The 26,496-nt window shown below is 63.0% G+C and carries 16 protein-coding genes; 7 read left to right on the top strand and 9 right to left on the bottom strand.

The window, feature by feature from the left end:
- Nucleotides 1-29 precede the first annotated feature (29 nt).
- Entirely contained in the window at nucleotides 30-830 is an 801-nt protein-coding gene (trpC, locus tag JF545_RS13825) for an indole-3-glycerol phosphate synthase TrpC (RefSeq protein WP_206943000.1), read from the top strand.
- A gap of 201 nt (nucleotides 831-1,031) precedes the next feature.
- On the opposite strand, the gene JF545_RS13820 is transcribed toward trpC, so the two are convergent.
- Nucleotides 1,032-2,864: a cation:proton antiporter gene (locus JF545_RS13820; protein ID WP_206942998.1), complete on the bottom strand. Its 1,833-nt coding sequence runs from the start codon at nucleotides 2,862-2,864 to the stop codon at nucleotides 1,032-1,034.
- A gap of 161 nt (nucleotides 2,865-3,025) precedes the next feature.
- The gene (gene ydiJ / locus JF545_RS13815; RefSeq protein ID WP_206942996.1) at nucleotides 3,026-6,169 is read right to left on the bottom strand and encodes a D-2-hydroxyglutarate dehydrogenase YdiJ; all 3,144 of its coding nucleotides are present in this window, start codon (nucleotides 6,167-6,169) and stop codon (nucleotides 3,026-3,028) included.
- Nucleotides 6,170-6,520: 351 nt separating this feature from the next.
- On the opposite strand from ydiJ, the gene serS reads away from it, so the two are divergent.
- Nucleotides 6,521-7,798: a serine--tRNA ligase gene (gene serS, locus JF545_RS13810; RefSeq protein ID WP_206942994.1), complete on the top strand. Its 1,278-nt coding sequence runs from the start codon at nucleotides 6,521-6,523 to the stop codon at nucleotides 7,796-7,798.
- 142 nt (nucleotides 7,799-7,940) lie between these two features.
- Here serS and JF545_RS13805 read toward each other — a convergent pair whose 3' ends face one another.
- Entirely contained in the window at nucleotides 7,941-8,783 is an 843-nt protein-coding gene (locus JF545_RS13805) for an SIMPL domain-containing protein (protein ID WP_206942992.1), read from the bottom strand.
- 520 nt (nucleotides 8,784-9,303) lie between these two features.
- On the opposite strand from JF545_RS13805, the gene JF545_RS13800 reads away from it, so the two are divergent.
- Complete coding sequence (locus tag JF545_RS13800) at nucleotides 9,304-10,494, top strand: AI-2E family transporter (protein ID WP_206942990.1); 1,191 nt, start codon at nucleotides 9,304-9,306, stop codon at nucleotides 10,492-10,494.
- Between the two features lie 57 nt (nucleotides 10,495-10,551).
- Here the strand turns inward: JF545_RS13800 and JF545_RS13795 are convergent, their stop codons facing one another.
- A complete protein-coding gene (locus tag JF545_RS13795) occupies nucleotides 10,552-12,501 on the bottom strand; it encodes an alkaline phosphatase D family protein (protein ID WP_206942988.1) in 1,950 nt (649 codons plus the stop codon).
- A 511-nt stretch (nucleotides 12,502-13,012) separates the two neighbouring features.
- Nucleotides 13,013-14,665, bottom strand: coding sequence for an FMN-binding glutamate synthase family protein (locus tag JF545_RS13790; protein WP_206942986.1), 1,653 nt, complete (start codon nucleotides 14,663-14,665; stop codon nucleotides 13,013-13,015).
- A gap of 368 nt (nucleotides 14,666-15,033) precedes the next feature.
- On the opposite strand from JF545_RS13790, the gene JF545_RS13785 reads away from it, so the two are divergent.
- The 4 genes from JF545_RS13785 to JF545_RS13770 all read left to right on the top strand — a co-directional run bounded on the left by JF545_RS13785 (nucleotide 15,034) and on the right by JF545_RS13770 (nucleotide 20,078).
- Nucleotides 15,034-15,240 (top strand): cold-shock protein, encoded by a 207-nt coding sequence (locus tag JF545_RS13785; RefSeq protein ID WP_045994373.1) that lies wholly within the window; start codon nucleotides 15,034-15,036, stop codon nucleotides 15,238-15,240.
- Nucleotides 15,241-15,564: 324 nt separating this feature from the next.
- Nucleotides 15,565-17,334, top strand: coding sequence for an SLC13 family permease (locus JF545_RS13780; RefSeq protein WP_206942984.1), 1,770 nt, complete (start codon nucleotides 15,565-15,567; stop codon nucleotides 17,332-17,334).
- Nucleotides 17,335-17,670: 336 nt separating this feature from the next.
- Nucleotides 17,671-18,339 carry an alpha/beta hydrolase gene (locus JF545_RS13775; protein WP_206942982.1) on the top strand — a complete coding sequence of 223 codons (669 nt, stop codon included), beginning with the start codon at nucleotides 17,671-17,673 and terminating at the stop codon, nucleotides 18,337-18,339.
- A gap of 119 nt (nucleotides 18,340-18,458) precedes the next feature.
- A complete protein-coding gene (locus tag JF545_RS13770) occupies nucleotides 18,459-20,078 on the top strand; it encodes a sensor domain-containing diguanylate cyclase (protein WP_206942981.1) in 1,620 nt (539 codons plus the stop codon).
- A 147-nt stretch (nucleotides 20,079-20,225) separates the two neighbouring features.
- On the opposite strand, the gene JF545_RS13765 is transcribed toward JF545_RS13770, so the two are convergent.
- The 4 genes from JF545_RS13765 to JF545_RS13750 all read right to left on the bottom strand — a co-directional run bounded on the left by JF545_RS13765 (nucleotide 20,226) and on the right by JF545_RS13750 (nucleotide 26,300).
- Nucleotides 20,226-21,629, bottom strand: coding sequence for a PhoH family protein (locus JF545_RS13765; protein ID WP_206943184.1), 1,404 nt, complete (start codon nucleotides 21,627-21,629; stop codon nucleotides 20,226-20,228).
- A 375-nt stretch (nucleotides 21,630-22,004) separates the two neighbouring features.
- Nucleotides 22,005-22,391: a nitrite reductase small subunit NirD gene (gene nirD, locus JF545_RS13760; RefSeq protein ID WP_206942970.1), complete on the bottom strand. Its 387-nt coding sequence runs from the start codon at nucleotides 22,389-22,391 to the stop codon at nucleotides 22,005-22,007.
- Between the two features lie 34 nt (nucleotides 22,392-22,425).
- Complete coding sequence (nirB, locus tag JF545_RS13755; RefSeq protein WP_206942968.1) at nucleotides 22,426-24,966, bottom strand: nitrite reductase large subunit NirB; 2,541 nt, start codon at nucleotides 24,964-24,966, stop codon at nucleotides 22,426-22,428.
- Nucleotides 24,966-26,300, bottom strand: coding sequence for an NAD(P)/FAD-dependent oxidoreductase (locus JF545_RS13750; RefSeq protein ID WP_206942966.1), 1,335 nt, complete (start codon nucleotides 26,298-26,300; stop codon nucleotides 24,966-24,968). The genes nirB and JF545_RS13750 overlap by 1 nt, the downstream gene beginning before the upstream one ends.
- Nucleotides 26,301-26,496 lie beyond the last annotated feature (196 nt).

Below are 26,496 nucleotides of genomic sequence, written 5' to 3'. Positions count from 1 at the left end.
CCCGCAGGGGCCGCAAGGAGAATCACAACATGGCCAATGCCACCCCGACGATCCTCGAGAAGATTCTCGAGCGCAAGGATGAAGAAGTTGCCAGCAGGCGCCAACAGGTGAGTGAGCAGGCGCTGCTCGAGCGGGCTCGCGAGCAGGATGCGCCGCGGGGGTTCGTGCGCGCGCTGGCAGAGCGCATCCGTGAAGGCGATCCCGCGGTGATTGCCGAGATCAAGAAGGCATCGCCATCGAAGGGACTGATCCGCGAGGACTTTCGTCCCGCCGAGATTGCCGAGCAGTACGCTCGTGGAGGCGCTGCATGTCTCTCCGTGCTGACCGATGCAGACTTCTTCCAGGGACACGAGGACTACCTGGTGGCGGCCAGGGCTGCTTGCGACCTGCCGGTGATCCGCAAGGATTTCATTGTGCATGGCTATCAGGTCAGCGAGGCCAGGGCCATCGGAGCCGACTGTATCCTGCTGATCGTTGCTGCGCTGGACGACGTGAAGATGCAGGACCTTCACCAGCAGGCCGGTGAGCTGGGCATGGACGTGCTGGTGGAAGTCCATGACGCCCATGAACTCGAGCGGGCGCTGGCACTTAACCTGGCGTTGGTGGGGATCAACAACCGCGACCTGCACACCTTCAACACGCGGCTCGAGACGACCCTGGACCTGCTGCCGCGGATTCCGCCGAATGTCACCGTCATCACCGAGTCGGGGATTCACGATCGCCATGACGTGCTGCGCATGCGTGAGCATGACGTCAACGGCTTCCTCGTGGGCGAGGCCTTCATGCGTGAGGAGGAGCCTGGGGAGGCGCTGAGGCGGCTATTCTTCTGACGCTCGCCCGAGCGCACTAGGCTCGGTCTGCTGGGGTATTTGCCCCACCAGCAGGTGTCCCGCATGTCTTCCCATATGACTTGGGCCGGTCGTTTGACCGGCCCAAGTTGTTTTCAGGTGAGGGGCGTTTTCAGGTAAGGGGCGTTTTCAGGCGAGAGACGTCTTCGGGCGGAAGGTGGCCTCATGCAAGAGGCGGCTGGCTCAGGTGATGTCTCCACCGGGCATGACCAGCCGGATGACATGATCGCCCTTGCGCGGGCTGAGCGGTGCATCCGCACTGGCAATCCTCGGTCGCCCCGACGAGCCGATGCAGATGAGAGGCGCTGTGCGGGTACCGGGTGTGCCGATGGGGGGCGCCGCCTTCTCGCCCGAAGGCCTCAGCACCTGACGATGGCGTGGGGTTTCCGTCAGTTTCTCGACCTCGAAGCGGGCGCCTCGCTCAACCAGGCTGGATAGCTGGGCAAAGGTCATCTCCCTGCCGAACAGGTAGGGCACGTGTTCAATGGCAGTGGCATGCTGGCGTCTGGCCTGGCGGCCCAGGTTGACAGCCAGGCGAAACACCTGGCCCTGGCCGAGCAGGTGCTCGAAGTGCAGTGCCGCCAGGTCGTTGAGCTCGCGGTAGGGAGACAGCGGCACGAGGTAGCCGATGCCGGTCAGCTCCATGTGCTGGGAGGCGTGTTCCGACAGCGGATCACCGTAATAGGCGGACAGCTTTTCGGCGCGCGCCGCTTGCACGGCATCCCAGCTTGAGTCGGTCAGCAGTACCCCAAGGCCTGCCTGGCGCAGGCAGTGTGCCATCTGGCGGGCCACCGGGTTGGCGCCAATGATCAGTACGCCATGGGCGGAAGGGCGGCGCACCTTGAGCCAGTCTCCCACCGGTCGAGCGAGCAGGCTCTGTGACACCACTGTTGCGATGATGACCAGAAAGGTCACCGGCACCAGCCGATCGGCGCCGGGCACTCCGATCTCTTCGAGACGCAGGGCGAATAGCGATGCCACGGCGGCGGCGACGATACCGCGAGGAGCAATGAACGCCAGCAAGCCTTTCTCGCGCCAGTCCAGGCCACTGCCAATAGTGCATAACCATACCGCCAACGGACGGACCAGCAGCAGCAACACCGCCAGGAAGGCCCAAGCAGGCCATCCCAGCAATGCCAGCTGCTCCACGGTCAGGCGCGCTGCCAACAGGATGAACAGGCCAGAGATCAGCAGTACTGACAGCGTTTCCTTGAACTCGATGATCGGCCGTGTCGGCACCCCGCGCATGTTGGCAAGCCAGGCCCCCATCACGGTAACGGTCAGCAGCCCCGATTCATGGAACAGGGCGTTGGATACCGTGAAGAGCCCCAGCATGGTCATCAGAGTGCCAAAGCTGTGCAGGCGCTGTGGCAGCAAGTGCTGGCGCAGCACCTGGCCCCACAGGTAGCCGCCGGCCACACCGAGCCCGAAACCGACCAGCGCCGTCTGGGCGAACAGCGCCAAGGTATGCGGTAGCGCCTGGGTGCCGGAACCCAGTGCCACGAATTCATACACCAGTACGGCACCGATGGCGCCCACCGGGTCGATCAGAATACCTTCCCAGCGCAGGATCTGGGTCAGGTGTTCACGGGCCCGCAGCGTCTGCAGTAGCGGCAGGATGACCGTCGGTCCCGTCACGACCAGCAGCGCACCAAGCAGACTCGCCATCTCCCAGCTCAGCTGCAACAGCCAGTGTGCCGCCAATGCACCGCACACCGCAGTGATCAGGGCGCCCCAGGTCACCAGTCGTCGCACCGTGCGGCCATGGCCGCCGAGCTCGCGAAAGTTCAGGGTCAGGCTGCCTTCGAACAGGATCACCGCCACCGCCAGCGACACCAGCGGAAACAGCAGGTCGCCGAACAGCGCGTCGGGGTCCAGCAGGCCCGTGACAGGGCCGGCGGCGATGCCTGCAATCAACAGGGTCAGGATGGCGGGAACCTTGAGACGCCAGGCCAGCCACTGTGACCCCAGTGCCAGCAGGCCCACGCTGGCCAAGGTGAGTCCGGCATGCTCCATGATCGGTTGACTCCGAAAAGAGAAAAGCCGCGCAGACTAGCGGCGCGGCGTCCATCATGCAATGCATTCGCCTTATAGACGTCAACGATGGTCTGACTGTTGCTCGATGGGAGCCACCGCATCTCGCTGCCGCGGGTTCTCTCTGCTCCCGGGGCAGCGCCTCAGCTGGCGCGGCGCAGGGCCTCCAGCAGAGCCTGCAGCGGGTGGGGCAACTGCAGGTCCGAGAAACGCTTGGTCTGGCTGCGGCAGGAATAGCCGGTGGCCAGCAGTCGCCCCTGGGCGCCATGTTGCTGCACGACGGGCTCCCACGACTGAGCATAGATGGTGCGTGACGTCGCCAGGTTGCGGGCTTCATGCCCGTAGGTGCCGGACATGCCACAGCAGCCGGATGCCAGCGGTGCCAGGTCCAGCCCGAAGCGCTCGAACAGCTGTTGCCAGGCCTTGGGGCTGCCGGGCGCCTGGGTCTTCTCGGTGCAGTGCGACAGCAGCTGGAAGGGCGCCTCCTGGCTCAGGTCCAGTCCGCTGGGGACCAGGCCATTGCCAAGGCTGAGCAACCATTCCTGCAGCATCAGCACCTCGGGAACCGCGTCCGCCCCCAGTGTCTTCACGTACTCCTGGCGGTAAGTCAGGGTCATGGCGGGGTCGATGCCGACCAGGGCGACGCCACTGCTGGCCAGCGCCCTGAGTTCCCGAGCACGGCGTCGGGCGGTGCGCTCGAAGGCCCCCAGGAAACCCTGCACATTGAGCGGCTTGCCGTTGGGCTTGAAGGGCGCCACGAAGACGCGGATATCCAGTCGTGACAGTAGCTCCACCACATCGGCGACCAGCCTGGCTTCGAAGTGGCTGGTAAAGGCGTCCTGTACCAGGATCACACTGCGTGCCTTCTGGCGCTCGCTGAGCCGGCCAAGGGTCAACGGCGTCGCCTGTGGCACGCCCCAGGCCTTGAGCTGCTTGCAAAGGCGTGCTTGCGACAGGCGCGGACTGTCGACCATGCCCAAGCCGTTGCGCAGCAGCCGATCCACCAGTCGATGGTTCAGCGCGGTGTTATAGGCGGGCGCCAAGGGAGCCAGTGCCGGCAGCATGAACTCCAGTCCGCCGATCAGGTAGTCCCGTAGCGGACGCAGATAGCGACCGTGATAGACCTCGAGAAACTGCGAACGGAAGGCGGGGACATTGACCTTGACCGGACATTGGCCAGCACAGGACTTGCAGGCCAGGCAGCCGGCCATGGCGTCGTAGACCTGGTGGGAGAAATCGTCCTTGCCGCGCAGACTGTTGCGCGCCCGTCCGGGCAGGTGCTTGAGCCATCCCAGCAGCGTTTCTTCTCTCTTGCGTTGCGCTTCCTCGACCACATCGATGCCGGCCTGGCCCTGCAGGCGCAGCCACTCGCGCATCAGGCTGGCTCGCCCCTTGGGGGAGTGCACCCGGTCCCGCGTGGCTTTCCAGGACGGGCACATGGCGTCATTAGGGTCATAGTTGTAGCAGGCGCCGTTGCCGTTGCAGTAGACCGCATCTGCGTGGGCCTGCCAGACCCGCTCATCGATCTGGCGATCGAAGTCCCCACGCATGGGCACCTTGTCAATCGCCAGCAGGCCCGGATCGGTGGCCGTCACCGTGGTGTCGCTGCTGGAGTCGTCGACGCGGTCAGCCCCGAGGGGCGTGGCAATCTTGCCGGGGTTGAGCTGGTTGTGGGGATCGAAGGCACCCTTCAGTCGGCGCAGGCTGGGGTACAGCTCACCGAAAAAGGCCGGCGCATACTCTGAGCGAACCCCCTTGCCGTGCTCGCCCCACAGCAGGCCATGATAGCGCTGGGTGAGGGCGGCCACCTCGTCGGAGATCTCCCGGATCATGGCCTGCTGCTGCGGGTCTTTCATGTCCAGGGCCGGGCGCACATGCAGCACGCCGGCATCGACATGGCCGAACATGCCGTAGTCGAGACCCCGGGCGTCGAGCAAGGTACGGAATTCGGCAATGTAGTCGGCCAGGTGCTCTGGCGGAACGGCGGTATCCTCGACAAAGGGCAGGGGCCGTTTCTCGCCCTGCACGTTGCCCAGCAGACCCACGGAGCGCTTGCGCATGGCATAGACGCGACCAATCGCCTCGCGGCCCTCTGCACGGGTGTAGCCCAGCCTTGTGACGCTGGTATCGCTGTCCAGAGCCTGGCAGAACTCGGCGACCCTGGCGCTCAGGCGATCCGCGTCGTCGTCGTTGAACTCCACCAGATTGATGCCTTCGATGGTCATGCCCGCTTCCACCGGGAAGAACTCAGCGACCGCGTCCCAGACGAAGTCTTCCATGGCCAGGCTCAACACCTTGTCGTCCACCGTCTCGATCGACGTGGGACGCAGCGCCTGCTGCGAGTCCGGTGAAGCGCCACCGGCCATCAGCGCCTTGGCATCGGCCAAGGCATCCATGAAGCTTGGGTAGCGGATGTTGACCAGCACCGCGTGGCGAGGAATCGGCAGCACGTTGAGCACCGCTTCATTGGTCAGCGCCAAGGAGCCTTCTGCGCCGCACAGCACGCTATTCAGGTTCAGTCGACCGTCTTCGCTGCGCAGATGAGCCAGGTCATAGCCCGTCAGGCAGCGGTTGAGCGGTGGAAAGATGGCGTCAATCTGAGCGCGCTGGTGATCGATGATCTCTCGAGCCACCCGGTAAGCACGTCCCCTGGCGGTCTGTTCCTGGCACAGTGCGGCCAGTTCGCTCTCGTCCACGGGTCCCGTGACCAGCCGCTCCCCACCGATCAGGATGCTGTCCAGTTCGAGTACGTGATCACGCGTCTTGCCGTAGGTGCAGCTGCCCTGGCCACTGGCATCGGTGGCGATCATGCCGCCGATGGTCGCCCGATTGGAGGTGGATAGCTCAGGGGCAAAGAACAGGCCGTGGGGCCTCAGGGCAGCATTCAGCTGATCCTTGACCACACCTGCCTGAACCCGCACGCGGCGGTTTTCCACGTCGATCTCGAGAATCTGGTTCATGTGGCGGGAGACATCCACCACCAGGCCGTCGCTCAAGGATTGTCCATTGGTGCCGGTACCGCCCCCACGCGGCGTCAGCGTCACCTGGCGGAATTCATCGCGCCCGGCCAGCCGCCCCAGCAGCACCAGATCGTCAGCGTGGCGTGGAAAGACCGCGGCCTGGGGCAGGCGCTGGTAAAGGGAATTGTCAGTGGCCAGCACCGTCCGACTGGCATAGTCGGGAGCCATCTCGCCCTCGAAGCCTTCGTTCTTCAATGTCGTGAGGAAGGTGACATAGTGCTGGTCAAGGTCGGTCGCGGTGTCAACAAGAGGCAGGGAAGCGATCATGGTCTCGGTCGAAGCTGGCCCCGCGTTGGCGAGTTGTAGCGCTCGCGACAGGGCGGAAGAATGAGGTGTGCCTACTTTACCGCGACTTTGGCTGCGATACATCCTGAACCCGGCTGTCCCTCGTGTCCGGTAACGCCAGCATCTGCCAGGCCGGTGATGTCAGCCCGGGCCAATGGCGTCGCCTGCGGGATTTGCCTACAATGACTGGCCTGCGCGGAGGGCGCCCGAGCCGAATGCCTCCACCTGTGGTGAGTCATGGCTCGTTGGCGATGCAGTATGTCGGCCCACGGCGCCTCCGCACCAGACTGATACGTCATCTCCATTTCCTACATAGCCGACGGACCCGATTCCATGCTCGATCCGAAACTGCTGCGCGGCGACCTCGACACGGTCGCGACACGACTGGCCACCCGCGGATATACCCTCGACAGTTCAGCGCTGTCATCGCTGGAGGCCCGGCGCCGTGAGCTGCAGGCCGAGACCGAGCGCCTGCAGAACGAGCGTAATACACGCTCGAAGGCTATCGGCAAGGCCAAGGCGGCGGGAGAAGATATTCAACCGCTGCTTGATGAGGTGAGTGATCTGGGCGAGCGCCTGGACGCGGCAAAACATGCCCTGGGCGGCGTCCAGGGGGAGTGGGACGATATCGTGGCGGGCATTCCCAATCTGCCCCACGACAGCGTGCCCGCGGGCAAGGATGAAAGTGACAATGTCGAGGTGTCCCGCTGGGGAACCCCGGCTGAGTACGCCTTCGAGGTGCAGGATCACGTCGACCTGGGCGCCAAGAAGGGCGACCTGGACTTCGAGGTGGCCGCCAAGCTCACAGGCGCTCGCTTTGCCGTCATGCGAGGCCCCATCGCTCGGCTGCACCGTGCTCTGACCCAGTTCATGCTCGACAAGCAGACGCTGGAGCACGGCTATGAAGAGTGCTACGTGCCCTATATGGTCAACCGCGATTCGCTGTACGGTACCGGCCAGTTGCCGAAATTCGGCGAGGACCTGTTCAAGCTCGATGACGAGCGTGAGTTCCACCTTATCCCCACCGCCGAAGTGCCGCTGACCAATCTGCTGCGCAATGAAATCGTCGATGCCAAGTCGCTGCCGCTGAAGCTGACGGCGCATACACCGTGCTTCCGCAGCGAGGCGGGCTCTCATGGTCGTGATACTCGCGGCATGATTCGTCAGCATCAGTTCGACAAGGTCGAAATGGTTCAGCTAGTGGATCCTGCGACCAGTTATGACGCCCTGGAAGAGATGCGCGGCCACGCCGAGGCCATCCTGCAGGCGCTGGAATTGCCGTACCGTGTGGTGACTCTGTGCACCGGCGATATGGGCTTCTCCGCGGCCAAGACCTACGACCTTGAAGTCTGGCTGCCCAGCCAGGCCACTTATCGTGAAATTTCTTCGGTATCCAACTGTGAGGATTTCCAGGCACGACGCCTGCAGGCTCGTTTCCGTGCCCAGGGGGAAAAGAAACCCCAGCTTTTGCATACCCTGAACGGCTCAGGCCTGGCCGTGGGCCGCTGCCTGATTGCCGTGATGGAAAATCATCAGAATGAAGACGGCTCGATCACCGTGCCCGAGGTACTCAGGCCGTATATGGGTGGCGTCGAGCGCATCAACATCTAGAAAGCCCGGCAGCAGCGGTGATTCCAGCGCTGCAACAAAGCCCCCGGTAGGGACCACTACCGGGGGCTTTGTCGTGTTGAGCGCGGGTGGTCCACCCGCCGCTTGCCGTCAAGCCATGTGGCTGGCGGCTTGGTCGCTGCCTTCAGGGACTGGACGCGGTTGCCGCCTGACTGTCCGGGTGATCGGCCGACGGGCTTTCCTGTCCTGCCAAGGCCCAGCGCACCTGGACGCCAGCGTCGATGGTAATGTTGCCGGGGCTGTAGTCTGCCGCACCGCCGCTTTCCGCCATGTCGGCGCGCATGGCCATCATGCGTGGCTGGAACACCGGGGCGTTGGTCTCGCTGACCTGAACCACGTCACCCAAGGTAACGCCCAGGGTATCGGCCATCAGTTCGGCCTTGGCACGAGCACGCTCCAGCGCCTGAGTTAGTGCCTGATCGCTGGCAGCATCGCGATCGGCGAGGTCGTAGCTGACCCCATCCAGAGCGTTGACGCCTGCAGACGTCAGCGCGTCAAGCAGGGTGGGCAGGCTGTCCAGGTCGCTGATGGAAAGACGGATCGGTCGTTCGAGGCGGGTGCGTACCATGGGGGTCGGGTTGTCGCCATTCTGGCTCGCGCGATGCAGCATTTCCTGCTGCACACGCAGCGATCCGGCGTTGATGGCATCACGCTCAAGCCCGGCGTCCTCCAGCGCGGCGATCAGCTCAGCGGCCCTGGACTCCAGCTTGGAGCGGGCCTGACCGAGGGCCTCTGCGTGATCGCCACTGTCTTTCTCCTGGGCAATAGCGGGGGTCAGCTCCCATAGCCGTGCGCTCAAGGTCGCCTTGTCGGGAGCCACCTGGAGCTCTGACTGCGCCTGAATATCCAGGTAGCGCTGCGGCGCCGGTTCGCTGGCCAGCAGGGGACCGCTGGCAAGTGCCAGGCCAAGCCCGAGCCCCAGCAGGGCGGCAGGGGAAAAGCGGCGGCGGGGATGGGTCAGTGCCATGATGTGCTCCTTGGGTGTTCCCTTTCCTATGGTCTTGTGTGCCGGGTGGCAGCTATCCGAGAGACAGCCTTGGTGCGACGGTTGTGGCTCGACCCGCACGGTGAGACTGGCCTTCCGCCGGCCCCGGCGATTCAGTCCTTCGACGTCGCCAATGGCGATGCGTTCCTGGCCTGGCAAGAACGTCCATGATAGTTGCATGGTTGCAGTCGCGTTCAATGACGGCATGGCCGAGGGCGATGGACATGGGCCTCCCGCTCAGAGCCCAAGGCCTTGAGTTTACGTACCTGGGCCCAAGGGCCCGGGCCTGCAACGTATTGTGGTAGCGGTCATGTTACTTTGTGCTGAAATGATTGGCAGGGCAGTATGTCGTGCGAGCCGGATGCGGCCTGGACGGGAGTGTGGCCGAGGACGTCATTGTCTCGGTGGCGTGTAGGCCCGTCAGCAAGCCCACGGCATACGTTGAGTCGCTGCCACCCCAGTCAAGGACGACCTGACCTACCTGACAGAGGAGTACAGGTGCATGGAAGACGATGTCAATGCGCAGGAAGAGCGCAGACTTCCCCTCAACTTGACCCTGGCGCTGGCGGCGCTGGTGGTCATTGTCGCGGGGATGCGGGCCGGCTCCGATCTGCTGGTGCCGGTGTTGCTGTCGCTGTTCATTGCCGTGGTGTGTACCGCTCCGGTGCAATGGCTGCACGAGCGTGGCCTGGGACTGCGCTCCTCGGTGTGGCTGACGCTGGTGGTCATCGGGGGCATGCTCAGTCTGCTGGCGCTGTTGCTGGTCAATACGGTCAGCACCTTCTCCGAAGCGCTGCCCGGCATTGAAGAGAAGCTCTACGAATATTATCTGCGCCTGCTGGATGGTCTGGCGAGCATGGGGCTGGCCATCGATACCCAGCGTCTGGCGGGTTTTCTTGATACCGAGCAGCTGGGCGAGTGGATCCCTGCGCTGCTCAGCCAGTTGGGCAACCTGATGATGCAGAGCATGGTGGTAGCCTTGCTCGTGGTATTCATGCTGTTCGAAACCCTGAATTTCCGGGACAAGGTGTCGCGGGCGCTGGCGAATCCCGCGCCTAGTCTCGAGCGGTTCAACGAGTTCAGCCACACGCTCAAGCGATATCTGGCCGTCAAGACGGTGATCAGCCTGATTACCGGTGCTCTGGTGTGGATCGCCTGCCAGATCGTGGGAGTAGACTTCCCGCTGTTGTGGGCAGTGTTGGCCTTTGCGCTCAATTACATCCCTAACATTGGCTCCGCTATCGCTGCGATCCCCCCGGTGTTGCTGGTACTGGTCTCCCCAGAGGGTGGCCTGGGTGATGCCTTGCTGCTGAGCCTGGCCTACCTGTCGATCAACTTCGTGATGGGCAACCTGATCGAGCCGCGGGTCATGGGGCGCGCCCTGGGCTTGTCTACCTTCGTCGCGTTTCTGTCGCTGGTCGTGTGGGGCTGGATCTTCGGCGTCACCGGCATGTTGCTGTCGGTGGTGCTGACCATGACGCTGAAGATTGCCCTGGACAGTCATCCCCAGACACGCTGGATCGCACACTTGCTCGGCCCGGCCAAGGGGGGGCCGGTGGAAGACGCCAGCCGACCGCTGGCCGAGCGCGTGCGCATGGCCAAGCTGCACCGCCAGGCCATGCGCAAGGGAGTGCGAGGACTGATGTCCCGGGAGCCGTCCTCGAAGGACCAGGCTAGCTCCAACGATAGCTGAGCCGTCAGGCAGGACCTGCGAGCGCCGAGACGCCTGGGTCCTGCCTGCGCGGGCAGGTCACGGCGCCTTGTCGGGCGGAGGAAAGGTGACCTCCATTCCACGGGCATCGAGCTGGCGAATGTCGTCCGGGCTTCCGTCCTCGGCCAGCGTGATCAGACCGATGCCTGGCCCATTCCATAGCCGCTCGCCTGCCTTGGCGTGGTCAGGGTCGCGCGGTTCGACGGCCATTGGACGGCGCTGGGTAAACCAGTTGAGGGGCGAGCGTGGGGAATACAGCCAGCGGTTGAGCCGATCGAAGGTATCCAGCAGGGTGTCGGGAAAGCAGTTCTTGATCCCGCTGGAGGTCACCTGCCAGATCTTGGGCCCCTGGCGACGATGGCGAATCCGAATGTCATAGACAAAGGAGTAGTGCACGTCGCCGGAGAGAATGACGTAGTGCCCCGGGGTTCGGGAGTGGCGAAAGATGTTGAGCATGACGCTGGCGGCGCCGCGGTGGGCCATCCAGTTTTCCGCGTCCACCATCAGGGGTTTACCCGCCAGGGTGAAGAGCTTCTGGATCGCTTCGATCAGCTTGACGCCGAACATCGGGGCCGGTGACACAATGACCACCGATGGGGCATCGATCAGTTCCTGTTGAAACTCTGACAGTGCCTCCCAGTCCATCAAGCCCGACGGACGGTGGGGCTTGCGCCCATTGCGCCAGCGGCGCGTGCGGGTATCCAGGACCACCAGGCGGGGCGTCCCCTCGACCTGAAACTCCCAGCCCTCGAAGCGGAAGAGTCGCTCAAGGCAGGCATCCTGATCGGCAGCCGACAGCCAGCCCTGGCGCTGGCGCGCGTCCTCGAGCAAGGCCTGGGCGTCGTCCAGGGGAGTCTTGAGGCGATCTGGATCGTTGCCCCAGCCCTGGCACAGCAGGTAGGCCATCAAGGCATTGCCGATGATTCGCTTGGAGAAAGGATGCCCATAGGCCGTTTGCTCCCACTGGGCGGTCAGATTCCAGTCATCGGTGACGTCGTGATCGTCGAAGATCATCAGGCTGGGCAGATGCGCCATGACCCTGGCCGCGGCGGGCAGCGTCTCGACAAAGTCATCAATGACACGGGCCTGTTCCTGGTAGCGTTCGCGATGCTCGTCATCGAGTTCGGGGCAGGTCAGCTCGATGATGCGCCAGGGAGTCGGGGACCACACCAGCAGGTACATGGCCATCATTTCGGCGAAGGTCATCAAGTGATTGGCGGCGCTGGCCGAGGTGAACACCGGCTTGCGCACGCCGCCGAAGAAGCGATCCTTGAGGTCATCGGTGCTCTTGACGTTCGGCAACAGCTCTTCCCTGCGGTAGTAGCTGGCAGCGCTTGCATAGAGCGCCGGGCTATCGTCGATCACCGCGCCTTCGAGCACTTCATCGAATAACCCCAGGCGCTTGATCAGTGCGTGGATGGCCACCAGCATCGGGCCAGCGACGTCATCCGCGTAGACCTGATCCCCGGTCATCAGTAGCCAGGCGGGCATCGCCTCGGGGTGGTCAAGCTGCCCGGCCAACCAGCTGTCCAGGTGCGCCAGACCATCGGGGCCATCGTAGTGGGGGCGGCGACAGGAGCCATGCAGCAGCCGTCGATGACTGGAGGCCAGGACGAAGCGGGGGGCGGACTGGCCGTCGTGGCAGAGGTGAGGGGCCCATCTTGCAGCACCTTGTCCAAGGCTGTCCGGGGCATTCTGCTCCACGACCTGAAGGTCATAGGCGATCAGAGTGTCCTGCGGAAGCGGGGCATCCACGGCGGCGTCGATGAGATACAGCCAGGCATGGCGCCCCAGGGGAATCTTGCGGTAGTCGTCGTCGCCGAGCACTCGGCGGTGAGGCGCTTCATCCTGCGGCGTAAGCTCCAGCTTCAGCGTCAGCTCGCGACTGGTGACCAGCCATGCTCGGAATCTCTCGCGCGTCAGGCGTCGCAGGATGGGCCCGGCAAGGATAGCGGGCAGGTCATGGTCTGACGTTCCAGTGTCGTTCATGGCGATCCTGTCGATGTCGTCGTGCTGGCAACAGCATGATGAGGTTCAGATACTGCAAAGAATATCATCGCTGCTCGGCACTGAAACCCGGCTCACGCCTCCTGTGGCTGCGGTGGTCGTGGTGGTGGTGGTGGTGGTGGCAGCAATAATGATCGTCGGTGCTAGTGACCACCGGACGGGTGCAGGCCGAGGCCTAAGAGTGGACATGATATGCTGAAAGGGGTTCCGCCACCGGGTGAACAAGGCATCAATGCCGGCGCGAATGCCGGCGCGGACGAGTCGCTGCCCTTTAGCGCCTAGCCATGCTCGGGGGATGTGTCGGCACCTGCCTGCGCTGTGAAGCCTCTCTGCTGCCCTGCATCCGCAGCGTCGCGAGCAGGCTCAACAGCGTGAGCGCTGCGACAGTAGATAAAGGAAGGGCCGCCGCGGTATCCGTGTGAGGGAGTGGGCCTGGTGCGACCAGCGGCGGGGAGTATACAGGCCTTTCGCGTCATGAAAGGCCCGTAAGGCATCAAAGCAGCTTGGTTTGCCTGAGACTTTGCAGCGCGTCAGGTGCATCGAAGCTATTGGCGTTCGCCAGGTCCCAGAACTCACGATACAGCGGGTGGTCCTTGGCGCCCCCACGCAGCAGCTCGCCTGGCGCCAGGCTATCTATCAGGCTGATGTAAGGCAGAGCCTTGCCGTTATCCAGGCGGCGGATGATATGTTCCGGGCCCAGTTCGTCGGGATGGTAAAGGCCAGCGGCTTCCAGCATTTCACACAGGGCGAACTTGGTGTTGGCATGGAAGTTCTTGACTCGCACTGCCTTGTCATCCACATCCAGGCGGCTGCCACGGGCCTTGTCCTGGGTAGCGATACCGCTGGGGCACTGGTCGTTGTGACAGCTCTGGGCCTGGATACAGCCGAGCGAGAACATGAAGCCCCGGGCCATGTTGACCCAGTCTGCGCCTAGCGCGAGGGTGCGTGCGATGTCGAAGGCGCTGATCAGCTTGCCGCTGGCGGCGATACGGATGTCGTCGCGCAGGCCTGCGCCCACCAGGGTATTGTGAACCAGGATCAGGGCGTCGTTGAGGGGCATACCCAGGCGATTGATGAACTCCAGCGGGGCCGCGCCGGTACCTCCCTGTCCTCCGTCGACGACGATGTAGTCGGGATGATCGCCACATTCCAGCATGGCCTTGACGATGGCAAACCATTCCCAGGGATGTCCCAGCGCCAGTTTGATGCCCACCGGTTTGTCACCGGACAGCTCCCGCAGCTGCTGAATGAAATGAATCATCTCGCAAGGGGTAGAGAACGCCGAGTGGCGAGAGGGGGAGAGGACGTCCTGGCCTTCCGGGACACCGCGGGTGGAGGCGATTTCGGCGGTGACCTTGGCGCCGGGAAGAATGCCGCCGTGGCCGGGCTTGGCCCCTTGGGACAGCTTGATCTCGATCATCTTCACTTCGTCGCGGCGAGCGTTGTGGCGAAACTTCTCGGGATCGAACCCGCCATCTTCCCTGCGGCAGCCGAAATAGCCGGAACCGATCTGCCAGACCAGATCGCCACCACGCAAGTGATAGGGCGAGATGGCTCCTTCGCCGGTGGTGTGATAGAAGCCGCCTTCTTTCGCGCCCTCATTGAGGGCGCTGATGGCGTTGGGTGACAGAGCGCCAAAGCTCATGGCGGAAATGTTGATCACGCTGGCCCGGTAGGGGTGGGCGCGCTGCTCTCCGACCACAATGCGAAAGTCGTGATCGGTGATGTCCACGGGTGACAGTGACGGGCCCATCCATTCATATCCCGGGGCACTCATGTCTCTCAGTGAACCGAAGGGTTTCTTGTCGCTGGTGCTCTTGGCACGGCGATAGACCAGCGAGCGCTGTTCCCGCGAGAAGGGCGCCTCGTCGGTGTCGGACTCGATGAAGTACTGGCGAAACTCAGGACCGATGGACTCCAGAAAGTAGCGGATGTGGGCAAGAATAGGGTAGTTGCGGCTGACGGTGCGACGTCGCTGCACGATATCGTAGATGCCCAGTGTGGTGAGGGCACCGAACGCCAGCACGCCGGCCAGCCACCAGGCCGAGGACGTTCCGACGCCGATCAGGCTGACGATGAGGCCTGCAAGGGCGAGGTAGAACGCGCCGAAGCGAGTCGGAGCGTGGCGTGACAGTAAAGAGGCCATGAAGAGCTCCCTGCAGCTCAGGTCGAAGGAAAACGCATGCCGACCATGCAAGCACATAACCCTGCTTGGGCATAGTATGCCGGGCCCGCCGTGACGACTTGGCACACCGCATGACGCAGCGGGAGCGGGAGGGGCCGGACGGGTTAGGTAAATTTAGCCGGCACCGTCATCTTCTCGTCATCCAGGGCAAATAGTGTTTGACCTTGGCGCCAAGACGGCGCATGCTGCTGGCAGTTGGTTAGCAAGTTGAACGTCTCAGAGGTCATCGAAGCATCCTAGCGTCGATTGCCCGGGGAAAGGTTTCTTGTTTTACCCACTGCAACTCGGGTATCTCCCGGTCAATAAACACGCTAGTCGAGGATTCGATCATGGCAACTGGTACAGTCAAGTGGTTCAACGACACTAAGGGCTACGGCTTCATTTCTCCGGACGACAACGGTGACGACCTGTTCGCTCACTTCTCCGAGATTCAGGCTGACGGCTTCAAGTCCCTGCAGGACGGCCAGAAGGTCTCCTTCGAGGTGACCCAGGGCAAGAAAGGCCTCCAGGCCTCCAACATCAAGGTCATCGACTAAGTCGATCGCTTGATGGCCGCGTAAGCGGCAGCGTCCTTCGAGGACGCGATGATAAAGGCTCGCTTCGGCGGGCCTTTTGCGTTTTTGTGCCTTTAAAAGCCTTCTGGTTGTCAGCCTCTTCTCAGAGTGATGATATTGCCGGCGAGCTATTCTGCTGCTGCGGCTGATAGACACGAAAGTGTGTAGGGATGGGGAGCTGTCCTGGAGAGATGTGCACAAGAAGTCTCTATATGCCTGAAAGTGATAAAAAAATAATACATTGTAACTATTTAGCATAAGTTAAAGCAGGCACAATGAGCGCTGTCTCACCAGCAAGGCCACCCCATGTCTCTGGATGCCTGGATCGCTCTCTCTGTTGCTTGCGCTGTCTTTCCGTTGATGGCGCTCACCCGCGCCGGGCCAGACATGGTCATGATGGGCGCGTTGGTGGTGCTGCTCAGCCTCGGTGTCATCGATGCCCAGCAGGCGCTGAGCGGATTTTCCAGCAGCGGCCTGTTTACCGTGGCTTTCATGTACGTGCTGGTGGCCAGCTTGCGCGATACCGGGGGTATCGACCTGATCATTCGGCATGTGCTGGGGCGGCCGAAGGGCGTGCGTCATGCCATGGCGCGGCTGATCTGGCCGGTCACGGCGGTCAGCGGTGTGCTCAACAATACCCCGGTGGTGGCCACCTTCATTCCTGCCGTGATCAGCTGGAGCCGTCGTTTCTCCATCGCTCCCCAGTATCTGCTGATGCCCTTGAGCTTCGCGTCCATCCTCGGCGGCACCGTGACCTTGATGGGGACCAGTACCAATCTGGTGGTGCATTCGCTGATGCTGGAGCGCTTTCCGAACCTGCACCTGGGACTGTTCGAGATTGCCCTGGTGGGCGTGCCGATGGCGCTGGCCGGTGTGGGCTATCTGCTGTGGGCGGGGCCGCGCATGCTGTCTGGCCATCCCGGTAGCGAAGCCGCTTTTGCCAACCTGCGTGAGTTCACCATCGAGATGGAGGTAGACCCGCAGGGGCCGTTGGTTGACCGCACGGTAGAAGACGCCGGGCTGCGCCACCTGGCCGGTCTCTTTCTGGTCGAGATCGAGCGCGGTGGCAACGTGGTCAGCGTGGTGGGGCCTGGGGAGACCCTGAAAGGCGGCGACCACCTGGTCTTCGCCGGGACCACCGATGGTGCGGTGGAATTGCAGCAGATTCGTGGCCTGCGCCCCTCTCGGCTGGGTGAGTCCCACCTCGAGAAGGAATTTCGAGAGCGTCGCCTGGTCGAGGCGGTGGTCTCCGATCAGTGTCAGTTCATCGGCCAGAAGATTCGGGACGGACACTTCAGGACGCTGTACGGCGCTGCCGTGCTGGCGGTCTGCCGCAATGGGCGCCGGGTGGTGGGAAGCCTCGGCCAGATTCGCTTGCAGCCCTCGGATGTGCTGCTGCTTGAGGCTCGTCCTGCCTTCGTGGAGCGTCATCGCCAGTCCCAGGACTTTCTGTTGATCAGTCAGGTCAATGGTCAGGCGCGCCCCGCCTTCGACCGCGCTCTGCGCGCCTGGGGCATATTGGCGGCGGTGGTGCTGGTGGCCACCACGGGCCTGATGAGCATGATGAATGCGGCCATGCTGGGGGCTGCCGCGGCACTCTTGAGCGGCTGCGTAAGTGTGCGCAGCGCCCGCCGAGGCATGGACACCCAGGTACTGTTGACCATCGCTGCCTCGTTTGGCCTGGGGGCGGCACTGCACACCTCCGGCGCCGCCGATGCGGTGGCGGCCGGGCTACTGGAGCTGGTGGGCAATAGTCCCTGGGCCCTGTTAGTAGGCACCTACGTGGTGGTGGCCTTGTTGACCTCGCTGGTGACCAACAATGCCGCCGCCGTGATCACTTTCCCCATCGCCATGGCCGGTGCAGACAGCCTTGGCGTCAGCCCGTTGCCGTATGTCGTGGTGGTCATGTTCGCCGCCTCAGCGAGCTTCCTGACCCCTATTGGCTACCAGACCAACCTGATGGTCATGGGGCCTGGCGGCTACCGCTTGAGGGACTATCTGCGCCTGGGGGGGCCTCTCAACCTGCTGACCGCTGCCGTGGTGCTTGGACTTACCCCGCTGTTCTGGCCGTTCTAGCTGCCCAGAGCTGTCCGGTTTAGTAGCCCAGAGCTGTCCGGTTTAGTAGCCCAGAGCTGTCCGGTTTAGTGGCCCAGTGCTGTCCGTTCTAGCCGCCGTTGTCGCAGGAAGGGGCGGCAGTGGTGGCAGTGGCAGCAGTGGCGGCAGAGGAAGAAACAGGCCCTTGGGCGGTGCGCCCTGCGACCCACGTCTCGTTATGCTCGCTGCTGTTGCCAAGCTTGAGGCTCGTTCCTGAGCGTATAGTGCGCTAGGGTAGCGACGTATTCCCTGAAAGCTGCGTGCGTTGCCACCTACCTGCGCTGCACTTAGAGCTGAAACACAGATAGAGACCCGCCCATGAGCAATAACGACCAGTTGGTCATCGAACCGCGTGGCGATGCACCCGCTGACGCCTGCATGATCATTCTCCATGGCCTTGGCGCCGACGGTCGGGATTTCGAGCCCGTCGTGCCGATGCTGCCCAGGCCTGACTATGCCCAGGTCCGCTTCATCCTGCCCCACGCGCCCCGTCTACCGGTGACCATCAATGGTGGCATGGTCATGCCTGCCTGGTACGACATTCTCGAGATGAGCCTGGATCGCCGCGTCGATGAGATGCAGCTGCGTCTTTCGGCCGAGCGTATCAAGGGCGTGATTCAATCCCAGATTGATGCTGGCATCGATAGTCGACGTATCCTGTTGGCTGGCTTCTCCCAGGGTGGGGCAGTGGCCTATGAAGCAGCGCTAAGCTTTGATCAGCCGCTGGGCGGACTGCTGGCCATGTCGACCTACTTTGCCACGGCGAACTCGATCGAGCTGAATGACGCCAACCGCGACCTGCGTGTCGAGGTGCATCACGGCAGTATGGATCCGGTGGTACCCGAATCATTGGGTCGGGCAGCCTTCGCACGGTTGGAAGAGCTGGGCTATCACACGGTGTATCGGCAGTACCCCATGGCTCATGCGGTATGTCCCCAGCAGATCGGCCATATTGGCGAGTGGATGAGCGAGCTGCTCAGCCGCTGAGCCCCGTTCCTGCGGCGGCCCATCGACGGGTAATGAGATTTTTCATCCAGCACAGGTAGGACGGTTCTTCTAAGCTTTTTCTTACAAAATTTTAAGAAATTGACTATGGGAACATGGGTATGTCATTGCTGGCATTCTTCCGACGTCGATGGTCCGCCGGAGTGCTTGAGCCGCCAACGGGCGCGGCTTTCAGCACTGAGCTCGACGCCTTGCTGGGGCAGGCTCCGTCGATGGCGCTAAGCCTAGGCGCTGATGGTCTGGTCGTCTGGGCTAATAGCAGCCAGTGCCAGCAATTGGGCCTGCCGCTGGAGGCGCTGGTCGGGCAATCGCTGTCCCAGGTGTTTTGTCCCGAGGCTGCGAAAATACTGGAAACGGCCCTGGACCACTGCCGCGCCAGCGGAGCGGGCTGGCAGGGAGTCGTTATCTGCAGCAAGGGGCCGCAACTGCGTCACCTCAGTAGCACCTTGCATCCCGTTCGCCGGGAGCCAGCCTGCTGGCTGTTGATGTCCCAGGATATCACCTTGCTGCAGCGCCAGGCCGCCTCGGCAGAACGCCTGAGTGAATCCATCGAGAGCAGCGTCGCACGGCTTCCGGGGGTCGTCTTTCGCCTGCATCAATCGCCGGCAGGCCAGCTATCGTTCGGTTATCTAGGACCCGGTTTCGAGGCGCAGACCGGCCTGTCACGGGCCCAGGCGCTGGAAGACGCCGAGGTGGTGCTGTCGCGCCTGGCCGAGGAAACGCGGGAGCAGCTGACGTTGGTACTGGCCCAGTCGCTGGTCAGCCTGACGCCGTGGCATCTGGATGTGAGGCTTGCGCGGCAGGGCGATGACAGTGGCGAAAGCGAGCGCTGGTTCGAGGCAAGAGGCACTCCACAGCGGTTCGAGGATGGTGCGGTGGTCTGGGATGGGCTGCTGCTGGATGTCACCAAACGCAAGCAAGCGGAAAGGCGCATTGCCAAGCTGGTGAGTACCGACGTGCTGACCGGGGTGATGAACCGCAGGGCGTTCTTTGAAGCGGGTGCGGGGGCCTTGGCCCGGCTTCGGCGACGCCAGGAGCCCGCCGTGCTGGCCATGCTCGACCTGGATCATTTCAAGGCACTCAATGACGCCTTTGGCCACTCCGCGGGGGATATGGTGCTCAAGGCATTTGCTGATACCTGTCGCCTGAGCCTGCGCCCCTATGACGTGCTGGCGCGGATTGGCGGTGAAGAATTCGTGGTGCTGCTGGCCGATGTAGTGGCCGAGGATGCCTGGGATATTCTTGAGCGTCTGCGGCGTAACGTTGAGACCACCACCTTGAAGGTGGACCATCGTGCCCTCAAGGTAACAGTGAGCATGGGGGCCATCAGTGTCGGCAAGGAAGAAAGTCTCGACATGGCGATGCGCCGAGTGGACGCAGCGCTCTACGAGGCGAAGCGAGCTGGGCGCAATCGTCTCAGTGGCCTCCTGCAACGTTTCGATGAAGTCAACGGTGGGTCGCAGCAGGCCCGTGAGTATTCCAGCATTCACAAGGAGTTGAAGATGGCGTTGAGCGAAGATCTGCGAATCCCGAAGGCCTGTCCTAACTGTGGCAGTCATAACATGCGCGTGCCCGCTACCAAGAACCCTGATGAGAAGGTGCACTGTGCCTCCTGCCAGAGCTACGTGTGCCTGTACTCTGAAGCGGCGGAAATGATCGAGAAGACGCCCAAGAGTGAAGAGGAAGCCTTGATCGAGAAGGCGATGAACCGCGACAAGTAAGCCGGGCGTGGGGCGGGTCGCCGCTTCGCTGCCGTTCAGCATGTAGACAGCGCCCCCGCCTTTGCAGGCGGGGGCGCTGGTGGTTCAGGGTGCCGCTAGGGGCGGGTCACTGTCGCACGACAGTGTTCGACAGAGCACGACAGAGCACTACAGCAGCTCCTCGCCGGCGAGGGCCAGGCGGGAGCGTTCCACGCTCTTCAAGGTCACGTGTCCAGCGTGGGGCCAGTTCTTGAAGTTCTGAACGACGGCAGCCATGCCGCAGGTGTTGGCGGTCAGGTAGGGAGTGTCGATCTGACCGACGTTACCCAGGCAGACGATCTTGGTGTTGCGCCCGGCACGGGTGATCAAGCTCTTGAGCTGTTTTGGGGTGAAGTTCTGCGCCTCGTCGATGATCAGGAAGGTGTCGTTGAGCGTACGACCGCGCATAAAGCCCGGCGCACGAATCTGCACCCGAGACGCCAGCAGCTGGCGCGTGGCATCCTGGTTCCAGGTTGAACTGCCGTCGTGCTCGTCTCTCAGCAGGTTGTCCATGTTGTCGTGGAAGGCGCCCATCCAGGGTGACATCTTCTCCTCTTCTGTCCCTGGCAAAAAGCCGATGTCCTCGCTCATGGAAATGGGGGCTCGGGTAAACACCACGCGCTCGAAGCGTTTGCTGTCCAGGGTCTGTTGAAAGGCTGCCGCCAGGGTCATGAAGGTCTTGCCGGTGCCCGCGCTGCCGGCCACCGTGACCAGATCGATGGCATCGTCCATCAACAGGTTAAGGGTAAAGTTCTGACGGCTGTCGTGGGCATGGACGCCCCAGACGCTGGCGCCGTGACGGTAGTTGGTCAATAGCTCCAGGGTGGCCTGGTGCGGGGCCAGTTCGCGCACGATGGCTTCGAAGCTGGCTTCGCTGTCAGCGTCGGAGACCAACATGCCAAGGTGCCAGTGGGCGGGGATCTCTCCGCTCAGGCGATAGATCACCTTGTCCTGTTCACGCTCCACCTTGACGTCCAGAGCCATGGCGTCCCACAGGTCATGACCGGCATCCGGGTAGACAGACACGCCATCGGTCATGGCGTCGGAGTCGTCAAAGGCACGGTCGGTCAGGTAGTCCTCGACGGGCACGCCCAGGGCGGCAGCCTTCACCCGCAGGTTGATGTCCTTGGTGACGAGAACGACCGATGCATCGGGTCGCTCCTGACGCAGCCGGCAGGTTTCTCCCAGCAGCCGGTTGTCAGGACTGTCCTCCAGGTTGTCAGGCAGGGTCAGGTCGGAGTAGCACAGCAGCCGGAGTCGGCCTTCCGGGCCGCTGACGCGGGTAATCGGGATGCCCTGGCGAATCTGGTCGATATCGACATTGGCGGTGAGGTCAGAGAGGGTCCGGCTGACTTGCCGGGCGGTGCGAGCAATTTCTCGGATGCCGTTCTTGTGCTTGTCGAGCTCCTCGAGCACGGTCATGGGGATAACCACTTCGTGCTCTTCGAACTGGTAGAGGGCGCTGGGGTCGTGGATCAGTACGTTGGTGTCCAGCACGTACAGTCGGGTGGCCTTCTTGTCGATGCGTACCATCGGCGCAGCTCTCCTGATGATCACCTTGGGCGTCAACATGACGCCTCGATGTCGACACTCTCAGCGCAACGTGTCAGAGATGTGACAGAGGCCGAGGTGTCGGCTTGCTCGCGTGGGGGTCCTCCTGTGGTGGCTGGGGCGACAGCCGCTCGCTGACGGCGTCGCTGTAAGGTCGTTGAGAAGGGCGGCAAAGACGGTCCTGCTCATCCTTTTGACCGTGATGTTCTCAACTGGTGCCTTCGACCTAAGCATGGACGATGACAGAAATGCTGCAAGGGCGAACAGTTCAACGCTTGATGACGGTTTGCTGGCGGCGGCCCCGACGATCCTTGCCGGAGCCCGCCAGGCAGTCTGGCCAGCCCAGAGGCTGACGACTCAGGTGGCGATCATGACCCTGTCCTGGTCGAAGGCCACCGACCAGGTACGCAGTTGGATACCGGGATCTTCCAGGCACTGGCCGTCGGCCAGTCGGTAGTGCTGCTTGTAAAGCGGGGAGGCCACCATCGGCTCCCCCTGATGGTCGCCCAGCAGACCGCGAGCGATCACATTGGCTTGGGCGACCGGGTCGTGGTGGTCGATGGCAAAGAGCTCCGTGGGTTGGCCCGGCAAATAGAACAGGGCGACCTGGTGGGCGCCGTCACTGCTATCGCACCAGGCAGCAACGCCGGAGTACGCCACCAGATCGCTGCGTTGGCACAGCACGGTCCAGTGAGCCCCGTGCGCGGAGGGAGAGAGCGAAGCGTTTGGACAAGAAAGCGTCATGGTGGGTCCTCGGTATCCTGGATGGCGGGGTGGATCATGCCGGGCGCAGCTGACCGCGCTCCTGGGTGACGATGATGTCGGGGTCGGCGCGGTGATCGTTGACATAGCTGCGAAAGCGCTTGAGCTTGTCCGGGTCGGAGAGGGCGCCAGCCCATTCGCACTGATAGCTGTCGATGACCTGTTGCATCTGGCGCTCCAGCTCTGCACCGAGGCCGAGGCTGTCGTCCAGGATCACCGCCTTGAGATAATCGAGCCCGCCTTCCAGCTGCTCCCGCCATACCGAGGTGCGCTGCAGTCGATCGGCGGTCCGCACGTAGAACATCAACAAGCGGTCGATGGTCTGGATCAAGGTCTGGTCGTCCAGGTCAGTGGCGAACAGCTCTGCGTGGCGTGGACGCATGCCGCCATTGCCGCAGACATACAGGTTCCAGCCGTGCTCGGTGGCGATGACGCCGATATCCTTGCTCTGTGCTTCGGCGCATTCCCGTGTGCAGCCCGACACCGCGAACTTGAGCTTGTGCGGGGAGCGCAGGCCCTTGTAGCGGTGCTCAAGCCGCAGTGCCATGCCGACGCTGTCCTGAACCCCATAGCGACACCAGGTGCTGCCGACGCAGGATTTCACGGTACGCAGCGACTTGCCGTAGGCGTGTCCGGTCTCGAAACCGGCCGCGATCAGCTCGCTCCAGATGGCGGGAAGGTCCTCCAGGCGAGCCCCGAACAGGTCGATGCGCTGACCGCCGGTGATCTTGGTGTAGAGACCGTATGTCTTGCCCACCTGCCCCAGCACAATCAGCTTGTCGGGAGTGATCTCGCCCCCGGCAATCCGCGGGACCACGGAGAAGGTACCGTTCTTCTGCATGTTGGCCATGAAGGTATCATTGGTATCCTGCAGGGGGATGTGTGCTGCGTCGGTAATCGGCTCGTTGAAACAGGAGGCCAGGATCGAGGCTACCGCCGGCTTGCAGATGTCGCACCCCAGACCCGGCGATCCATCCGGGCGCGGCGTACCATGCCGTGACATCAACTCACTGAAGGTCTTGATGCCTTCCACCCGGACGATGTCGAAGAGCTGCTGGCGGGTGTGGGCAAAGTGCTCGCACAGCGAGGTATCGACGTCCATGCCGCGAGCTGACAGCTCATGATCAAAGACGCTTTTCAGCAGGGCAGCGCATCCTCCGCAGCCGGTGCTGGCCTTGGTGGCATCCTTGACCGCTGACAGGTCCTCGCACCCCGCATCCACGGCTGCGCTGATCGCTCCCTTGGTGACGTTGTGGCAGGAGCAGATGGTCGCCTCCTGGGGCAATGCATCCGGCCCCAGTGCCGGCGCAGCCTCGTTGGATGGCAGGATAAGTGCGGCCGGGTCCACGGGCAGGTCAAGGCCGTTGGCGTAGTACTGCATCAGGGTGTCATAGGGGCCGTTGTCACCGACCAGCATGGCCCCCAGCAAGCGCTTGCCATCGGCGGACACGACCAGCTTGCGATAGATCTGCTGCAGCTGGTCAAAATAGCGGTACTGCTTGGCGCTGGGGTGACGGTTGCCATGGGCGTCGCCGATGGCGCCCACATCGACGCCCATCAGCTTCAGCTTGGTGCTCATGTCGGCGCCAGTGAAGGTCAGTTCGCCGCCGCTCAAGGTGTCTGCAGCCGCCTTGGCCATCTGATAGCCCGGAGCGACCAGGCCGAAGATGCTGTTGTGGTACAGGGCCACCTCACCCACTGCGAGAATCGCTGCATCGCTGGTGACGCAGTGATCGTCGATGACCACTCCGCCCCGCTCGCCGATCTCAAGTCCACACTCCCGGGCCAGTTCATCCCGGGGACGAATGCCCGCGGAGAACACGATCAGGTCGGTCTCCAGCACCTTGTCATCCTGGAACACCATGCGCAGGCGGCTGGCCTCGCCAGGCACGATCTCGCGGGTGGCGCGTTCGGTCAGCACCTGAACCCCGAGACCCTCGATCTTTTCTCGCAACAGCTCGCCGCCCTGATCATCGACCTGCATGGGCATCAGGCGGGGGGCGAATTCCACCACCGCCGTATCCAGGTCGAGTCCACGCAGAGCGTTGGCCGCTTCCAGCCCGAGCAAGCCCCCTCCGACCACCACGCCAGTGGTCGCGGTGCTGGCGGCATGGCGTATCGCATCCAGGTCATCCAGGGTGCGATAGACCAGACAGCCATCCCGGTCATTGCCCGCAATGGGCGGCACGAAAGGGGTCGAGCCCGTTGCCAGCACGAGCCGGTCATAGGCGTGTGTACCCTGCGGGGTGCGGACCTGCCGAGAGTCGCGATCGATAGCGGTGATGGCTTCGTCGAGGCGCAGCTCGATGCCGTGTTCGTGGTAGTAGTCCGCGGTCGACAAGGCCAGCGAGTCGGCGTCTTGACCGGTGAAGTAGTCGGATAGGTGGACACGGTCATAGGCGAGGTGGCGTTCTTCGCCGAATACCGTGATGCGGTAGTGATGGTGCTGGCCGCGTTCGACCAGCTGTTCGATGAGGTGATGGCCGACCATGCCGTTGCCCACCACGATCAGGGTGGGGCGGGTGTCACGGGTGGCGGAGTCTGAACGTGTGGTCATCAGGCGGCATCCTGGTGGTGTGAAGAGTCGGAGTGAGGCGCTGCGTGGGCGCTGAGCAGAGCGTCGGTGTCGGCCTGGCCGAGCAGCAGGGAATGACGCACGCGGTCCAGACACGTACCTTGTTCGGCCAGTGAAAATAGCCATGGACCCATGCGCGTGTCGCCGTACAGTACGGCGCCCTCGAGCTTTCCATCGCGCAGCAGCAGGCGACGATATTCGCCGGTATCGTGATAGCTCAGCACTTCGTGGTCGCTGTCTGGCTCGGTAGGACCGAAGGCATACAGGTCGACGCCCGACACCTTCAGCTTGGTGGCGCAGGGCTTGTCGCTGTAGGCATTTGCGGCCTCGCCGCTGAGACGGGCGGCGAGTATCTCGACCTGGCGCCAGATGGGCTCTACCAGGCCGTAGGTGCTGTCACCGAACTGGCAGCATTCACCCACCGCCGAAATGCGTGGATCGGATGTGGCCAGGCCGTCATCCACATGGATGGCCCGATCGCAGTGAAGGCCCGCCGCTTGGCCGAGGTCGATGTTTGGCGTAATGCCTGCCGCAATCACGACGCAATCGGCCTCCAGTGCCGTTGGCTGTCCGCTGAGGCGCACGCCACTGACCTTGCCCCCGTGATCGCCGATGATGGCGTCGAGACGAGCCTCAGTGTGCAGCGTGATGCCGCGCTGACCGAGTTCGGTGGCCAGCATGCTGGCGGCGACAGCGTCCAGCTGGCGGTTCATGACCCGCGATGAGCGCTGCACAACGCTAACCTGCATGCCTCGCCCGGCAAGCCCTGCCGCTGCCTCAAGGCCAAGCAGACCGCCGCCCACGACCACGGCGGTGCCGCCGGCTTCAGCGATGGCCGCCAGCCGGGCAGCATCGTCCAGGTCACGGAAGCCATGCACGCCTTCAAGGTCGATGCCGGGAATCTCGGGCATGGCACTGCGCGAGCCCGTGGCCAGCACCAGCTGGTCATAGCACAGTACTTCACCATCATCGCACTCGACGCGCTGGCGTCGACGGTCGATGTTTACCACCCGGGTGCCAAGGCGCTGGCCGACGATCGGAAAAGGGTGGTCATCAAGCGACAGGGCCATGCTTTCGCGCTCGATGTCTCCGGCAAGCCAGCTGGACAGCAGTATGCGGTTGTAGGCGGGGTGGGGCTCGGCGCCGATGAGGGTGATATGGCTCGGTGCCCCGGAACGTCCCTTGAGGCGTGATACCAGCCGATGCGCGGCCATGCCGTTGCCGATGATCACGAGGTGACCTGTCGTGGGGCTTGCCTCAGTCGAAGGTGATACGGTGCTCGGGTGTGCGGTATCCGCTTGCGTCTCGCTGGACATGGTAAAGGCTCCAAAAACGCCAAAGACGTCTCTCACTCCCCCAGCATTGGGGGGTGAAGAGACGTCTTTGTCTGAGTCGATGCGATCGCCGTTGATCGCGGCCGGCCAGGGCCGGTGTCATGTCAGTGAGTATCCAAGTTTCGTGCCGGGATACGCGGTTCTTCTTTTTTTACAACGTCTTGCTAAAAGATGAGGG

This window comes from Halomonas litopenaei, from assembly GCF_017303055.1.
GTDB classification, from domain to species: Bacteria; Pseudomonadota; Gammaproteobacteria; order Pseudomonadales; family Halomonadaceae; genus Halomonas; species Halomonas litopenaei_A.
This window is presented reverse-complemented; position numbering and strand designations above follow the sequence as displayed.

What these genes read in the sequence shown, in the direction of transcription:
- trpC (WP_206943000.1), top strand. Translation starts at nt 30, where the DNA reads ATGGCCAATGCCACCCCGACGATCCTCGAGAAGATTCTCGAGCGCAAG.
- JF545_RS13820 (WP_206942998.1), bottom strand. Translation starts at nt 2,864, where the DNA reads ATGGAGCATGCCGGACTCACCTTGGCCAGCGTGGGCCTGCTGGCACTG.
- ydiJ (WP_206942996.1), bottom strand. Translation starts at nt 6,169, where the DNA reads ATGATCGCTTCCCTGCCTCTTGTTGACACCGCGACCGACCTTGACCAG.
- serS (WP_206942994.1), top strand. Translation starts at nt 6,521, where the DNA reads ATGCTCGATCCGAAACTGCTGCGCGGCGACCTCGACACGGTCGCGACA.
- JF545_RS13805 (WP_206942992.1), bottom strand. Translation starts at nt 8,783, where the DNA reads ATGGCACTGACCCATCCCCGCCGCCGCTTTTCCCCTGCCGCCCTGCTG.
- JF545_RS13800 (WP_206942990.1), top strand. Translation starts at nt 9,304, where the DNA reads ATGGAAGACGATGTCAATGCGCAGGAAGAGCGCAGACTTCCCCTCAAC.
- JF545_RS13795 (WP_206942988.1), bottom strand. Translation starts at nt 12,501, where the DNA reads ATGAACGACACTGGAACGTCAGACCATGACCTGCCCGCTATCCTTGCC.
- JF545_RS13790 (WP_206942986.1), bottom strand. Translation starts at nt 14,665, where the DNA reads ATGGCCTCTTTACTGTCACGCCACGCTCCGACTCGCTTCGGCGCGTTC.
- JF545_RS13785 (WP_045994373.1), top strand. Translation starts at nt 15,034, where the DNA reads ATGGCAACTGGTACAGTCAAGTGGTTCAACGACACTAAGGGCTACGGC.
- JF545_RS13780 (WP_206942984.1), top strand. Translation starts at nt 15,565, where the DNA reads ATGTCTCTGGATGCCTGGATCGCTCTCTCTGTTGCTTGCGCTGTCTTT.
- JF545_RS13775 (WP_206942982.1), top strand. Translation starts at nt 17,671, where the DNA reads ATGAGCAATAACGACCAGTTGGTCATCGAACCGCGTGGCGATGCACCC.
- JF545_RS13770 (WP_206942981.1), top strand. Translation starts at nt 18,459, where the DNA reads ATGTCATTGCTGGCATTCTTCCGACGTCGATGGTCCGCCGGAGTGCTT.
- JF545_RS13765 (WP_206943184.1), bottom strand. Translation starts at nt 21,629, where the DNA reads ATGGTACGCATCGACAAGAAGGCCACCCGACTGTACGTGCTGGACACC.
- nirD (WP_206942970.1), bottom strand. Translation starts at nt 22,391, where the DNA reads ATGACGCTTTCTTGTCCAAACGCTTCGCTCTCTCCCTCCGCGCACGGG.
- nirB (WP_206942968.1), bottom strand. Translation starts at nt 24,966, where the DNA reads ATGACCACACGTTCAGACTCCGCCACCCGTGACACCCGCCCCACCCTG.
- JF545_RS13750 (WP_206942966.1), bottom strand. Translation starts at nt 26,300, where the DNA reads ATGTCCAGCGAGACGCAAGCGGATACCGCACACCCGAGCACCGTATCA.